Origin of the sequence: Clostridium isatidis (genome assembly GCF_002285495.1) — a bacterium.
GTDB classification, from domain to species: Bacteria; Bacillota; Clostridia; order Clostridiales; family Clostridiaceae; genus Clostridium; species Clostridium isatidis.
Map to the genome: position 1 here is coordinate 1,985,168 of NZ_CP016786.1, position 14,911 is coordinate 2,000,078.

The 14,911-nt window shown below is 28.1% G+C and carries 13 protein-coding genes; all 13 read right to left on the reverse strand.

Going from position 1 to position 14,911, the window contains the following annotated elements:
* Window positions 1-14: 14 nt before the first annotated feature.
* On the reverse strand, window positions 15-2,513 hold the full coding sequence (locus BEN51_RS09450; protein ID WP_119865820.1) for a P-type ATPase actuator domain-containing protein: 2,499 nt from the start codon (window positions 2,511-2,513) through the stop codon (window positions 15-17).
* A gap of 148 nt (window positions 2,514-2,661) precedes the next feature.
* Complete coding sequence (gene spoVAE / locus BEN51_RS09455) at window positions 2,662-3,018, reverse strand: stage V sporulation protein AE (protein ID WP_119865821.1); 357 nt, start codon at window positions 3,016-3,018, stop codon at window positions 2,662-2,664.
* The gene (gene spoVAD / locus BEN51_RS09460) at window positions 3,018-4,055 is read right to left on the reverse strand and encodes a stage V sporulation protein AD (RefSeq protein ID WP_119865822.1); all 1,038 of its coding nucleotides are present in this window, start codon (window positions 4,053-4,055) and stop codon (window positions 3,018-3,020) included. The genes spoVAE and spoVAD overlap by 1 nt, the downstream gene beginning before the upstream one ends.
* A gap of 15 nt (window positions 4,056-4,070) precedes the next feature.
* Window positions 4,071-4,541 (reverse strand): stage V sporulation protein AC, encoded by a 471-nt coding sequence (gene spoVAC / locus BEN51_RS09465; RefSeq protein WP_119865823.1) that lies wholly within the window; start codon window positions 4,539-4,541, stop codon window positions 4,071-4,073.
* A 180-nt stretch (window positions 4,542-4,721) separates the two neighbouring features.
* Entirely contained in the window at window positions 4,722-5,477 is a 756-nt protein-coding gene (gene sigF, locus BEN51_RS09470; RefSeq protein ID WP_119865824.1) for an RNA polymerase sporulation sigma factor SigF, read from the reverse strand.
* Between the two features lie 9 nt (window positions 5,478-5,486).
* Window positions 5,487-5,918 carry an anti-sigma F factor gene (gene spoIIAB / locus BEN51_RS09475; RefSeq protein ID WP_119865825.1) on the reverse strand — a complete coding sequence of 144 codons (432 nt, stop codon included), beginning with the start codon at window positions 5,916-5,918 and terminating at the stop codon, window positions 5,487-5,489.
* Between the two features lie 15 nt (window positions 5,919-5,933).
* Entirely contained in the window at window positions 5,934-6,269 is a 336-nt protein-coding gene (spoIIAA, locus tag BEN51_RS09480; RefSeq protein WP_119865826.1) for an anti-sigma F factor antagonist, read from the reverse strand.
* A gap of 277 nt (window positions 6,270-6,546) precedes the next feature.
* Entirely contained in the window at window positions 6,547-8,856 is a 2,310-nt protein-coding gene (locus tag BEN51_RS09485) for an AAA family ATPase (RefSeq protein ID WP_119866608.1), read from the reverse strand.
* Window positions 8,857-9,040: 184 nt separating this feature from the next.
* Complete coding sequence (locus tag BEN51_RS09490) at window positions 9,041-10,210, reverse strand: FprA family A-type flavoprotein (protein ID WP_119865827.1); 1,170 nt, start codon at window positions 10,208-10,210, stop codon at window positions 9,041-9,043.
* Window positions 10,211-10,322: 112 nt separating this feature from the next.
* A complete protein-coding gene (locus tag BEN51_RS09495) occupies window positions 10,323-11,678 on the reverse strand; it encodes a PFL family protein (protein WP_119865828.1) in 1,356 nt (451 codons plus the stop codon).
* A 20-nt stretch (window positions 11,679-11,698) separates the two neighbouring features.
* Complete coding sequence (locus BEN51_RS09500) at window positions 11,699-11,968, reverse strand: ACT domain-containing protein (RefSeq protein ID WP_119865829.1); 270 nt, start codon at window positions 11,966-11,968, stop codon at window positions 11,699-11,701.
* A 204-nt stretch (window positions 11,969-12,172) separates the two neighbouring features.
* Window positions 12,173-12,841: a Crp/Fnr family transcriptional regulator gene (locus BEN51_RS09505; RefSeq protein ID WP_119865830.1), complete on the reverse strand. Its 669-nt coding sequence runs from the start codon at window positions 12,839-12,841 to the stop codon at window positions 12,173-12,175.
* 332 nt (window positions 12,842-13,173) lie between these two features.
* The gene (gene hcp / locus BEN51_RS09510; protein WP_119865831.1) at window positions 13,174-14,811 is read right to left on the reverse strand and encodes a hydroxylamine reductase; all 1,638 of its coding nucleotides are present in this window, start codon (window positions 14,809-14,811) and stop codon (window positions 13,174-13,176) included.
* Between the last annotated feature and the right edge of the window lie 100 nt (window positions 14,812-14,911).

Consider the following 14,911-nt stretch of genomic DNA (forward strand, 5'->3'; position numbering starts at 1 on the left):
CCTCATTATAATTTTTACCATTTTCTTATAATTATTTCAGATATTAAAAATATAAATAATATTATTGCTAATATTATTAAATCCATTAGCTCATAAGTATATTGCTTTACAAAAATTAATATTCCAGTAGTTAATATAAAAAGTAACACAAAGAATATTATAAGTTTTAATCCTTTATAATCTCCTTTTTTAATAACAGAACAATTTATAATTGTATCAATAAATAACATTAAAGATATTAAAGAATAACTTAGAACTTCAATATTTTTAATTTTTAAATAAACTAAAATTAAAGGTAATAATGAAAACAAAATTCCTCTTAGTATTATTTTATTATCATTTGTTTTATATTTTCCATATATCATATTTACTAATATTATAGGTGTCAATAATAACATATTTAAAAATATTATAAAATAATATTCAATTATATAGTTCTTGTTTAAAAGTTGATTAAAACTAAAGAAGATTATCTCTGATAATAAAGTAATTACATATATTGCAGTTCCCCTGTCAATTGCTTCAAAAACATATTTACTTTCTTTTAAAAGGTTTAAAAATGCCTGAATTGAGCTATTATGAGTATAAATATCTCCTAGTTTTTTTAATATTTCAGATACTTTCCCTTTGAATATTCCAATTTTAGATAGATTAATTAAAGAAACCTCTGCTAAGCTTTCTCCTTCTATTGCAAAGTTATATCCATCTTCCTCATACAAAGTGACAAGATTATACTGCTGCTCCTGAGTTAATTGACAATATATTCTTGTCTTAGAAACCCTCTTTAAAAATTCTTCCTTTTCAAGCAATTCAAGTTCCTTTCCTAAAGTAACTTGTTCTTCAGAAGATATTAAATTTATTTTTTTACCTAATACCTGAGCTGCCATTTTATTATCATCAGTAAATATAATTGGTAGTACTCCTTTTTGTCTAAGTTCATTAATTTCATCAGGTATAGTATCTATTATAGGATTTTCCATAGCAATAATACCAGCAAAGACAAGGTTACTTTCAATATTTTCAGACTCTGATGGTTCATAATTAAAAGATCTATATGCAAAAGCCTCGGTAATAAGTCCTTCTTTTGAAAAATTAAGATCAACTAACTTTATTTTCATTATATCTTCTGAAGTTATTTCCTTTTCCACACCATTTAATAAAATGCTTGTACAAGCATTTAATACTGTGTCTAACTCACCTCTAACATTTGCCCTATAGCCATTTCTATTTTTATTTATAGTTGTTGTCATTTTTTTATTTATATCTTTTGGTATTTCAAAGATTCTTTTATTTTTACCTTCAATATTACTTTTATAAATAGATTTAGTAACTCCATATTTTAAATAAGCTATGTCAAATATATCTCCTTTAGCCCAATCATTATCAACATTATATTTAGCATTATTACAAAGTATTGATATATCTAAAATTCTTCTAATATTTATATCTCCAATATCTACATCATTAGCTAAATAAATTTGATCATTAGTATATATTTTATCTACATATAATTCATTTTTAGTAATTGTACCAAGCTTTTTTAAAAATAGTATTTTTATTTCCTTTAACAATCCAAATGAAGAATAATTCATTAATTCTATTCCGTAGTTAGTCATAAATTTATTTTTTATATATTTTTCGTAGTATATGATAATTAAAGGTATTAATATAGAAAGCATAGCAAAAAATGAGTTTGCCACTAAAGGTAATTTATTAACTAAACCTCCTGGAAAAATTTCGATTAGTATAATTTGTAATAGTACTAAACAAATTTGAGCTTTAAATAAAACATTATCAAATTTATCAATAATAACATTTTTTCTTCTTTTAAAGTTTTTTACTCTACTTAAAACTTTTCCTAATTGAGTATTATTACCAGTTTCTATTACAATTCCACTGCCTGATCCTTCTTTTATTACCGAACCTCTAAAAAGGATATTGTTTATTTCTCCAATAGAGTTAGGCTTTTCATGCATTTTTATTGAGTATTTATTTTTTAACAAATTGTCACCAGTAATATTTCTTTCATCAACTTTTAAATTTCTACTTTCTATAATCCTAATATCAGCACCAATAAAAGAATTTTTTCTAAAGTAAACAATATCACCTTTTACTAAGTTCTCAGCTTCTATAAGCCTTTCTACACCATTTCTTAATACTAAAACTTGGGAAGTATTTAACCTTTGCAAAAGTTCTATTTCTTTTTTGTTAGAAAAATCATTATATAATTTTAATCCAAAATAAAATAATAATATTATTAAAGAAATAATTCCTAATATATAAAACTTACTTAATATAAAAAAAATTATAAATAAAATATGAAAATATATATTTTTTCCTTTAAATAAATCAAAAAGAATCTGCAAATTACTTCTAGTATAAGGTAAATCAATTAAATTGTCTCCAAATAGAGTTTTTCTTTCATTAACCTGTTCTTCATTTAACCCGCTGTAAATATTACTTTCTAATATTTCTACTACTTTAGACCAGCTTTCACTATAATACTCTTTCATTCTACCCCTCCCCCAAAAAATAATTATACATTTTAATTTTACAATTATTATAATTAAATTTCCACAAAAAAAGCTGAAACATTGAAAATATAAATATATTTCAAATTTTCAATATTTCAGTTTTTATCAATTATATGTTTAATATTTATCAAGATTTTGTCTTTGGATTAAAAAATACTGCTGCTAAATAACCAAAAAAAACTGCTGCAGTTATTCCTGATGCAGTCCCTTCTATACCGCCTGTTAATATGCCTGCAATTCCTTTTTCATCTACTGCTTTCATAACGCCTTTAGCTAAAGAATTTCCAAAGCTAGGTAAAGGAACTGAGGCGCCAGCACCACCTATATCTATTAGTTTATCATATAATCCAAAAGCTCCTAATACAACTCCTATAAGTAAAAAAGTAACTAATATATTAGCTGGAGTTAGTTTTGTAGTATCTAAGATAATTTGCCCTATAACACATATTAATCCACCAACTATAAAGGCACTTAAATACTCCATTATTTTTCACCTCCATTATCATTAAACTCAATTGATACTGCATGGGCAATTCCAGGAATGCTTTCTCCCTGCTGAGTAGAAGTTGGGCTCATCAATGCCCCTGTAGAAATAAGGAGCAGCTTCTTAATTTCTTTATTTATTAATTTTCCATAAAAATATGAACAAGCTACACTAGCTGAACATCCACATCCACTACCACCTGAATTAGTACCTTGCTTTTCATCATCAAATATTAAATCTCCACAATCATAATATATATCTCTTATGTTATAACCTTGTTTTTCTAATAATTGTAAGGTTATTTCTTTACCTACTTTACCTAAATCTCCAGTTACGATGGCATCATAATATTTTTCCCCTCTTCCTGTATCCTCCAAATGTTTAACTATCGTATCAACTGCAGCTGGTGCCATAGCTGCTCCCATATTATTTGAATCCTTTATTCCATAATCTTTTACTAGGCCTGTTGTTATATGAGTTACCTCTGGGAAATTTCCTTCCTTTCCTAAGAGCATTGCTCCTGCTCCAGTTACAGTCCATTGAGATGTAGGCTTCCTTACAGATCCATATTCTAAAGGAAATCTAAATTGCCTTTCTGAAGAACTAAAATGAGATACAGTTGCTGCAATTGTGTAGTCTGCAAACCCTCCATCTATCATCATTGCTGCCAAACTTAAAGATTCTGTCATTGTTGAACATGCACCAAATAAACCAAAGAAAGGTATATTAAAGTCTCTTGCTGCAAAGCAAGTAGATGTTAATTGATTTAATAAATCTCCTGCAAAAATATAATTTATATCTTCTTCCTTTAAACTAGCACTTTCTATAGCCTTAATTACTGTTTGATAAAACAATTCACTTTCAGCTTTTTCATAACTTTCTTTGCCTAAAGTATCATCTTTTACTACTTCATGAAAATATTTACCTAAAGGTCCTTCTCCTTCCTTAGGTCCTACCATTGAATATGTTGTAATGATTTTAGGAGGATTTTTCATTTTTACAGTTTGATTTCCTATTCTTTTGGTATCACAATTCATTTTTAATCCCCTTTCTTAAAATCTTTGTAATAAATAATATATTATGCCCACTACTACTGAGCTTCCTATTCCATATACTAATACTGGACCTGCTATAATAAACATTTTTGCTGCAACTCCAAATATAAATCCTTCCTTTTTAAATTCCATAGCAGGTGAAACAACTGAATTCGAAAAACCAGTGATAGGAACTAAGGTTCCTGCACCTGCAAAAGTTGCAATTTTATCATAAACTCCAATTCCGGTTAATAGAGCCCCTAAGAACACCATAATTGCTGGAACTAGCATTTTAGTTGTTTCTTCATCAAAACCTCCATATTTAATAAGAAGCATATGTATTATTTGTCCAATTACGCATATTAACCCTCCTACCCAAAAAGCATTAATACAATTTTTGATTATTTTAGGCTTTGGTTCTGTTTCTTTAGTAATGGTTTGAAAATCTTGATAAATTTCATTTTCAGATATTTTTTTCTTTTTAGACATTTTTATACTTCCTTTCTAAATATGTTTAATTTTATTATTCCAAATCTTTCTCCTTATAATACTGATATTTTTTGGCAAATAAATAGTCAATTGAATTTCTTTAAATCCAATTGACTTTCAACTCAATATACTATTTATTTTTTTCATAACTTTCTCCCTATTTTCTTTCGTATCTTCAACTTATTCTTCTAGTTTTTGTTTCATAATTCCAAGAACCTTCTTTTCAATTCTTGAAACCTGTACCTGACTTATACCTAACATCTTAGCTACTTGAACCTGAGTTTTATCTTTGAAATATCTTAGCATTATTATTTGTCTTGACTTCTCATCTAGACTCCGTAATGCTTCTTTTAAAGCAATTCTATTAATCATTTCACTATCATCTTCACCCTTTTCACTTAGCTTATCAATTAGAAGGACTGGTGCTCCATCATCTTGATGAATAGTATCATATAAATACTGCAGGCTGTTAACAGAATCTAAGGCAAATAATATCTCATCTTTATCTACTCCTGAAAATTTTGATAATTCTTCAATTGTTGGTTCCCTATTTAATTTTTTAGTTAATTTTTCTTTGTCAAAATGAAGCTTTCTAGCTAAAGTCTTAACATTTCTGCTTACTTTAATTATTCCATCATCTCTAATAAATCTTTTTATTTCACCAACTATCATTGGTACGGCATAAGTTGAAAATTTTACGTTAAATCTTCCTTCGAAGTTATTTATAGCCTTTACTAATCCTATAGAACCTATTTGAAATATATCTTCATAATCATATCCTCTATTAAGAAACTTTTTACTTATAGATGCCACTAAAGGAAGATTCATTTCTATTACTTTATTCATTGCATCTTGATCGCCTGCTTTAGCTAAGGGTATCAACTTTGAATTATCATCATAATTGTACGCCTCTTTCCTTATAGTTCCATTTTCCATATACTTCACCTAACTTACTGAGTTGAATTTCTTCTTCATTACAACTTTAGTACCTTTACCTTCTTTACTTTCTACTTCTAAGCTATCCATAAATGTTTCCATAACAGTAAACCCCATACCAGACCTCTCTAATTCTGGCTTAGATGTATAAAGTGGTTCCATAGCCTTCTTTACGTCCTTTATTCCCACTCCAAAATCTTCTACTATTATAGTTACTTCATTCCCGCTTATAGTAGCTTCTATTCTAATTATGTCCTCTTTTCTATTTTCATAACCATGAATTATAGAATTTGTTACTGCTTCAGATACTGCTGTCTTCACATCCGATAATTCCTCAATTGTAGGGTCTAATTGGGATACAAATGCTGCAATTGCAACCCTTGCAAATCCTTCATTTTGGGATTTGCTCATTAATTCTATACAAACTCTATTATCTACCATATTTAAACCCCTCCATTATATACTCTTAATCGCTTCATCTAAACTTTTATGCATATTAATTATTTTATACATACCTGATAATTCAAAAACTTTTCCAACACTTTTATTTATTTCTGTAACACAGATCTTACCATTTCTATTCTGCATTTTCTTATATCTTCCTATTACTACACCTATTCCAGAGCTATCCATAAAAGTTACCCCTTTAAAATTTAGTATAACTTTTTTTATATTATCCCTATCAATTCTATCATCTATCTTTACACGTACCTCTTCAGCACTATGATGATCAAGCTCCCCCATTAACGTAACAATTAATTTGTCTTCATATTTATCAAACTTAAGATACATATAAACTGCCCTAAGTTTATGCTACCTAGAGCTTACACCTCCCTCAACTTATTCCCTTCTTTTTCCATAATTCTAACATATTATTTTATGCTTAGTCAAATAATTTATTCCATTTTTATGTAATTTATGTGATTAATTGTTTAAGTAACTTAAAATACAAACTAAAATTTAATTTGCTATAAAAAAATTGCAAGCTTGTTTAGAGCTTGCAAATAATCTAAATTGCCCATTGTCCTCTCTCAATTACTACTTATAAAGATTGCTCGCGATCTTTCTGTTATATATTTAGCTTGTCTTCTTTTACCCTCTTATATCTGTCAATTTCAAATTTTATCTTTTTATAAAACTCTTCTAAAGTTTCTCCATCATTAAGAATCAGTGTTTCTATAGCATCTTCTAAGGTATTCATTACATAAATATGGAACTCTCCCTTTTCGACTGCATTCTCAATTTCTGGATCTAATATCAAATCATCCTTATTCAAATCTGGTATTAGCACACCTTTGTCCTGTACTGTATCAATATATTTGCACATTCTAAAAAATCCTTCTATTTTTTCATTTACTCCACCAATAGGCTGAACTTCTCCTAACTGATTAACAGAACCTGTAACTGCTATATTCTGTTTTATAGGTCTTTTGCTTAAAGCTGATAATATGCAGATAACTTCTGCAATTGATGCACTATCTCCATCTATTAACCCGTAAGTTTGTTCAAAACTTAAATAAAAATCTACCGGTAATTCCTCATAAGGACTAATTAAATTATTTAATAGGCCCTTTAATATACTAACTGACTTTTCATGAATTTTACCGCTTAATTTATTTTCTTTTTGTATATCTATTATCCTACCATTACCGCTTTGAGCAACACAGGTTATTCTCATTGGTTTTCCAAAAGAGTAATAACCAGTATCTATAACAGCAAGTGCATTAATTACCCCAACTTTTTCTTCCTTTACTGAAATTAATATTTTATTTTCCTTAAACAATTTATCATATTCTTCCTCTATTAACTCCCTTTCATAAACAGTTTCTATTATATCTTTTCTTTCAATCATTGCTGCTTTTCTATTTTTAGCTCTATCATTAGCTAGTAAAATTAATTTCTCTATTTCCCTTTCTTCAATATTTATCTTTCTCCTATTATTGGCTCTTCTAGCTAAATACTTTATAACTTCACTTAATGCCTCTTTTGAAAGAATGTTTAAAGAATTTTCCTTAACTACCTTATTTGCTAAAGTTATTATATATTCCTGTGTTTCTTTATTTAATTCAATTATAGACTTAAATTCAGCTCTCAAAGGAAATAATCTTCTAAAATCTTCATCTAAATTATATAAAATATCATAAGTTTCTTGATCTCCTATCAAAATGACCTTTAGCTTTATAGGAATAGGTTCAGGTTTCAAACTATTAATTGAAATTAGTTCTACATAGGATTTTGAAACATCAAAATTGACTTTACTAGTTAATAATGCTTTTTTAAGCTGAAAGTATGCATTATAATTGTTAACTAAAGAATTCATCCTAATTATTAAACATCCACTATTTGCTCTTAAAATACTTCCTGAATTTATGAGTGAAATATCTGTTGAATATATCCCATTATTATTTTCATACTCAATAAAACCTATAAGATTATTAACACTTGGATCTTCTTCATATATTACAGGTGGATTTAATACTAAACTATTATCAACAAGCAAATGAATATAATTTTTATGAATTATCTTATATAACTCCTCCTCATCTTCATCCACATCAATATTGTAACAATCAATAATTTTCCTTTCTATAACTAAAAAAAGCCTTTCTAAAAACTCATAAGCATTATCATCATCAATAAATTCCAACAATGCTTCATCTTTATATACTTCCATCTGATTTGATATATAATCAGTATATAGTTCCTTTAATTTTTTCATGGATATAGCTTCAATTTCTTTTAATTTTAATAAGATGTGTTCGGCTTTTTTCTTTAATTTATTTGCTTTTACCACTATTTCTTCTTTTCTTGTATTACTTAAATCATCATATTGTTTCTCTGTAATTATTTTCCCATCCACTAAAGGAATAAAGGCGAAGCCCTTGTTAGTAAATTTAACCTCAAAATTTTCTATTCTGGCACTTTCTATTAATTCATTAATATAATCACTTCTTTTATTTTGAATTTCATCTATTAAATCTTCTTTTCTATTATCTGATGATGAATTATAAAAGTCTTCTACAATTTCTAAATAATGATTTTTTATTTCTTCTACTACCTTAATTAATTTTTTTCCATTGCCATTCTTAACAAATAATACTTCTGGCTTTTTGGAATCCTCATAAATTACATAACAAATATCCTTTGGAGGTTCAAGATATTTGTACTGATCCTCAATATATTTCTTTAATTCATTTATCTTCTCTTTTGAGAATGTATCTATCAAATAAAGATTATAGCCTTCCTTATCAATGTTGAGAGCTCTAGCTATCTTTTTATATTCAGTTTCAAATATATTAACACTTTTAGAGTTATCATTTTCAATATAGCCAAAATTAAAATTATATTTTACTTCATTTATTCTCAATTCTTTTTTCATAAATTTCCACTCTATAATTTGCCTAAGCAATTATTAAAAAGCAGTTCCCTCCTTTTTATTGTTTATTATATAAATATTCTAATGGTGGAGATTTAGGGAATATTTTTTCAATAAAAAGAATTATTATTTAATTTTCACAAAATAAAAAAGATTGCAGAGCAATCTTTTTTCACTCAGCAATCTTCTACAGCAATTCAATAAATTTATCTACAGCTTCTTCTGCCTTTTTTAATTCCTCTTCTGAAGGAACAAAACAGAATGATATACCTGGATCTATAGTTTTAAATTTTAATTCTTTAAGTCTAGATGAAAGCATCTTTACACCTTCTCCTGACCACCCATATGAACCAAAGGCTAAGGCAGCCTTTCCTCTATTAGTAATAGGATTGATTAAAGATAATAAGTCCCAAGATGGTTTTACAGCATCTTGATTTATTGTTGGTGAACCAATCATTATACCTTTTGCAGTTTCTATCTTTTTAACACTTTCACTTAAAGGTATTTCTGTTATTTCTGTTACATCTACCTTAAATCCTTTTTCTTCTAACTTACCCTTTAAGAATTTAGCCATAAATTCTGTATTACCATAAGCTGAAATATAGAATATTTCTACTTTTTTATTATCAACTTTTTCTTCAGTAGCCCATTCTTTATATAAATTAAGAATATGGTCAATATTATTCATATGTACAGGTCCATGGCTTGGAGCAATTATATCAAAATTTAATCCCTCTATTTTATTTAATCCCATTAATACAAATTTTTTGAATGGTCCCATTATACAATCAAAATAATATTTCATTTCTACAAAGTACTCATCATTTAAACTTCCTGTAATTGAACCTTCTGGGCAGTAATGAGAACCTGTAAAATCACAAGTAAATAAAAGGTTTCTTTCTTCTACATAAGTAAACATTGTATCTGGCCAATGTAAATTTGGTGCTTGAATAAATTTAAGAGTTGTTTTTCCTAATTTTATCTCACTTTTTGCTTCTTCTCCATTAAAATCCTTATTTAAGATATTCTTTAAGTAATTTAATGCCGCTCTTGTACCAACAACCTTTGCCTTAGGATACTTTTCAATTAATTTTATTAATGATCCACTATGATCTAATTCTGTATGTTGTACAATTATATAATCTACTTCCCTTTCTCCTATAACAGATGTAATGTTATTAACAAACTCTTCATGAAAACCAGTTTTTACACTATCAATTACTGCTATTTTTTCATCATCTATTAGATATGAATTATAAGTAGTTCCCTTTTTTGTTTCCATTATTATATCAAATACTCTTAATGCAGGATCCTTAACTCCAATCCAATAAATATTCTCTTTTATTAGTTCCACCATATCTCTTCCTCCAAATTACATATAATATCGCATACCTATTAATAATTTACCACAAAGCTTTTCCACAGACAATCATAATTTCAAAAGCCCTTGTATTAACTAACATCAATTATTAATTTTTAAATGAATGAACCGGAGCTGGTATTCTTCCACCTCTCTCAATAAATAAATTAGAAGAATTATTATTAATCTTCATTACTGGTGCTCGACCTAGTAATCCTCCGAATTCCACCATATCCCCAACCTTACATCCAGGCGCTGGTATTATTCTAACAGCAGTTGTTTTATTATTTATCATACCAATTGCAGCCTCATCTGCTATCATTGCTGCAATAGTTTCTGCTGATGTATCTCCAGGTACCGCGATCATATCTAATCCAACCGAACAAATAGCAGTCATTGCTTCTAGTTTTTCTAAATTTAAAGCTCCCTTTAATACTGCATCTATCATACCTGCATCTTCTGAAACTGGAATAAAAGCTCCACTCAATCCTCCAACATGGCTACATGCCATAATTCCACCTTTTTTAACTGCATCATTTAATAAAGCTAAAGCAGCAGTTGTTCCATGGGTTCCTACAGATTCTAATCCCATTTCTTCAAGTATATGAGCCACAGAATCACCAATAGCTGGTGTTGGTGCTAAGGATAAATCAACAATTCCAAAAGGTACATCAAGCCTTTTTGACGCTTCTTTAGCTACTAATTGACCCATTCTAGTGATCTTAAAAGCAGTTTTCTTAATAGTTTCAGCAACTACATCAAAAGGTTCTCCTTTTACCTTTTGTAATGCCCTTTGAACAACTCCAGGACCACTTACTCCAACATTTATTATCTTATCTGCTTCTCCTACCCCATGAAATGCACCTGCCATAAATGGATTGTCTTCTACTGCATTGCAAAATACAACTAACTTGGCACAGCCAAAACCTTTAGCCTCTTTTGATAACTCTGCAGTATTTTTTATTATTTGTCCCATTTCTTTTACTGCATCCATATTTATACCTGTTCTTGTAGAACCAATATTTACAGAAGCGCAAACCTTTCTAGTTTTTGAAAGAGCCTCTGGAATTGATTTAATTAATATCTTATCCCCTTTTGTATATCCTTTTTGAACTAAAGCAGAAAATCCACCTATAAAATCTATTCCTAAATGCTCTGCGGCTTTATCTAAAATTTCAGCAAATTTAACATAGCTTTCTTCGTTTGTAGCTCCTGCTATTATTGAAATTGGAGTTACAGAAACTCTCTTATTAACTATAGGTATACCAAATTCATTTTCTATTTCTTTACCTGCTCTTACTAAATCTTTTGCAGATGAAGTTATTTTATTATAAATCTTTTCTCTAGCCTTATCTCCATTTGAATCAATGCAGTCTAATAAAGAAATTCCCATAGTGATAGTTCTAATATCTAAATTCTCTTCATCTATCATTTTTATTGTTTCCAAAATATTATTAGTATTCATATTTATCCTCCAACCATCTATTATAAACTGTGCATTGAATTAAAGATTTCTTCTCTCTGTATTTTTACCTCTACTCCTAACTCTTTTCCCTTTGAAATTAAGCCTTCTTTTACTATATCAAAACTGCTATTAGCTTTTTCAAAATCAAGCATCATAATCATAGTAAAATATTCCTTCATTATAGTTTGGTTCACATCTAAAATATTGATATTAAATTTTACTAATTCACTGCTAATACCTGCAATAATTCCTACCTTATCTCTTCCTATTACAGTTAAAATTCCTTTCATTTTTATTCACCTCAAACTTTATTTTAACAATTTAATCTACTAAATTTTTACTTTTTATTTTATTATCTTCGTATATATTTGTCAATTAAAACTGTTCTCTTTCTTAATAAATATATAACCTTTAATAAAATTAACAAAAAAGACATCTTGCAATAAATTTTGCAAAATATCTTATTCTTTAATAATTGCTAACAATTTATTCTGTTAATCAAAAAATTCATCTTCTATTTTTTCTAAATCTAATATTCTTATTTCTTTTAGATTAAAATCAATAAGACCACTATTTTTCATACTGATTAATTCTCTAGAAAGAGAAGGTCTTGCTACTCCCATTTCTTCTGCTAATTCTTTTTTAGACTTTATCTTTAATACTAAAGAGTTCTTAGTATTATAATTATCTAATAGCAGTTTGCATATCTTTCTTCTAATAGAATCTAATTCTATCAGCTTTATTTTTTTATTTAAATTTACTAATTTTTGAGATAATAATCCTAAAAAATTCTCTGTGAATTTAGTATTTTTCTTCATTATATTTAAAATAGTTTTTTTAGGAAAAAAAATAATTTTACAATTTTCTATCGCCATTACAGTTGAAGGGTAGGTTCCTTCCTTAGCAAAAATTATTGCTTCAGCAAAGGCGTCACCTTCACTAAGATTTGCTAAAGTCAATACCTTTCCATTTTCATATACATTTTGTACAACAGCTTTTCCTTCTACTATTATTGATAAACTATTGCATGGCTCACCTTGATTAGCAATTATTTGCCCCTTATTGTAGGATCTTACCATATAAACTTCCTCATCTAAGATTTTCTTTATTTCTTCATCTTCTATATCCTTAAAAAATCTAGCCCTTTGTAATGTTTTTATCATAACTTTTCCTTTCAAAACTTATCTAAATATATATTTTTTTATTCTCTATTATTTTACCTTTTATTCTTTAACTATACTTAGTAAATCTTTCTATTTATAATTTGTAATCTAATCATAATAAATAGCCTAATGCAAGAAAAATATATGAATATCCTAATCTCTTCTTCAATTCATTCCCCGTAAAAGCTCAACATCTCATCTCTTATTATAAATTTTTATAAAAAATAAAGATATATAACTTAATTATATATCTTTATTTTACTATATTCTTTTAAACTAAAAAAGTCTGCTTAACTAAATAATTAGTAAAGCAGACTTCTTTAATATTTAAATTATCCTAAAAACATTTTTAAGTCGTCTTCTACGTTTGTTATTCCACCAATTCCAAAGTTTTCAACAAGTACTTTAGCAACATTTGGTGAAAGGAATGCTGGTAGAGTTGGTCCTAAATGGATATTCTTAACTCCTAAGTATAGTAATGATAATAATACTATAACAGCTTTTTGTTCATACCATGCAATGTTAAATGCTAATGGTAAATCATTAATATCTTGTAATTCAAATACTTCTTTAAGTTTTAATGCAATTAATGCTAATGAGTATGAATCGTTACATTGTCCTGCATCAAGAACTCTTGGAATTCCACCAATATCTCCTAAGTCTAATTTGTTATATTTGTATTTTGCACAACCTGCAGTTAAAATAACAGTATCTTTTGGTAGTGCTTTTGCAAATTCTGTGTAGTAGTTTCTTGATTTAGCTCTACCGTCACATCCAGCCATTACGAAGAATTTCTTAATAGCTCCTGACTTAACAGCATCTACAACTTTATCAGCAAGCGCAAATACTTGGTTGTGAGCAAATCCACCAATGATTTCTCCCTTTTCTATTTCTGTTGGAGCCTTGCAAGTCTTAGCAAGTTCAATTATTTCTGAGAAGTCTTTCTTTTCTCCATCTACTCCTGGTATATGCTTACATCCTGGGAAGCCTGCAGCTCCAGTTGTAAATACTCTATGCTTGTAGCTTTCCTTTGGTGGTACTATACAGTTTGTAGTCATTAATATTGGACCGTTGAAGCTTTCAAATTCTTCTTTTTGCTTCCACCATGCATTTCCATAGTTACCTACAAAGTGATCATATTTCTTAAATGCTGGATAATAGTGAGCTGGTAACATTTCTGAGTGAGTATAAACATCTACTCCTGTTCCCTTTGTTTGTTCTAATAATTGTTCTAAGTCTTTTAAGTCGTGACCAGAAACTAAAATACCTGGATTATTTCTAACACCTATATTAACTTTTGTTATTTCTGGGTTTCCATAAGTTCCAGTATTAGCTGCATCTAATAAAGCCATACCGTCTACTCCAACTTTACCTGTTTCTAAAGTTAAAGCTACTAATTGATCTACTGTTAAGCTGTCATCTAATAACTTAGCTAAAGTTTCTTGCATAAATGCACTAATTTCTTCGTTATCATAGCTTAATTCGTTAGCATGCTTCATATATGCTGCTAAACCTTTTAATCCATAAGTTATAAGTTCTCTTAAACTTCTTATATCTTCATCTTTAGTTGCTAATACACCAACTTCTGTTGATTTTGTATCATATTCTTCTCTTGTAGAAGCAGTCCATAATGCAGCTTCTGATAAACCTTCTTTATTTGATAATTGATTTAATAATTCTTCTTTTATTTCTAATACTCTTCTTACTCTATCGTAGAATATCTCATCATCAAAGTTAGCATTTGTTATAGTTGTAAATAAATTAATTGTTATATAGTGATTAACTTCACTTGAAACTTTTTTTCCTTCTTTTCTAAGTCTAGTTGTTACTTCTGATAATCCTTTTGTTACATATACTAATAAATCCTGCATTCTAGCAAGGTCTGGTGATTTTCCACATACTCCAAATTTTGTACAGCCTGTACAGCCTGCTGTTTCTTGACATTGGAAACAAAACATTTTATTTTCCATAAAAATAGCCTCCTTAAATATATTTAAAATAAATGATCTCTAAAATGTTCATTTGACATGCTCATTATAACCAATTTTTTCAGAATAATCGGTAACAGAA

Bases quoted from the DNA above. Each gene is read 5' to 3' on its own strand.
- BEN51_RS09490 (WP_119865827.1), bottom strand. From the start codon at position 10,210: ATGGTGGAACTAATAAAAGAGAATATTTATTGGATTGGAGTTAAGGAT.
- sigF (WP_119865824.1), bottom strand. From the start codon at position 5,477: ATGGAAAATGGAACTATAAGGAAAGAGGCGTACAATTATGATGATAAT.
- hcp (WP_119865831.1), bottom strand. From the start codon at position 14,811: ATGGAAAATAAAATGTTTTGTTTCCAATGTCAAGAAACAGCAGGCTGT.
- BEN51_RS09485 (WP_119866608.1), bottom strand. From the start codon at position 8,856: ATGAAAAAAGAATTGAGAATAAATGAAGTAAAATATAATTTTAATTTT.
- spoVAE (WP_119865821.1), bottom strand. From the start codon at position 3,018: ATGGAGTATTTAAGTGCCTTTATAGTTGGTGGATTAATATGTGTTATA.
- BEN51_RS09495 (WP_119865828.1), bottom strand. From the start codon at position 11,678: ATGAATACTAATAATATTTTGGAAACAATAAAAATGATAGATGAAGAG.
- spoVAD (WP_119865822.1), bottom strand. From the start codon at position 4,055: ATGAATTGTGATACCAAAAGAATAGGAAATCAAACTGTAAAAATGAAA.
- spoVAC (WP_119865823.1), bottom strand. From the start codon at position 4,541: ATGTCTAAAAAGAAAAAAATATCTGAAAATGAAATTTATCAAGATTTT.
- BEN51_RS09500 (WP_119865829.1), bottom strand. From the start codon at position 11,968: ATGAAAGGAATTTTAACTGTAATAGGAAGAGATAAGGTAGGAATTATT.
- spoIIAA (WP_119865826.1), bottom strand. From the start codon at position 6,269: ATGTATCTTAAGTTTGATAAATATGAAGACAAATTAATTGTTACGTTA.
- BEN51_RS09450 (WP_119865820.1), bottom strand. From the start codon at position 2,513: ATGAAAGAGTATTATAGTGAAAGCTGGTCTAAAGTAGTAGAAATATTA.
- spoIIAB (WP_119865825.1), bottom strand. From the start codon at position 5,918: ATGGTAGATAATAGAGTTTGTATAGAATTAATGAGCAAATCCCAAAAT.
- BEN51_RS09505 (WP_119865830.1), bottom strand. From the start codon at position 12,841: ATGATAAAAACATTACAAAGGGCTAGATTTTTTAAGGATATAGAAGAT.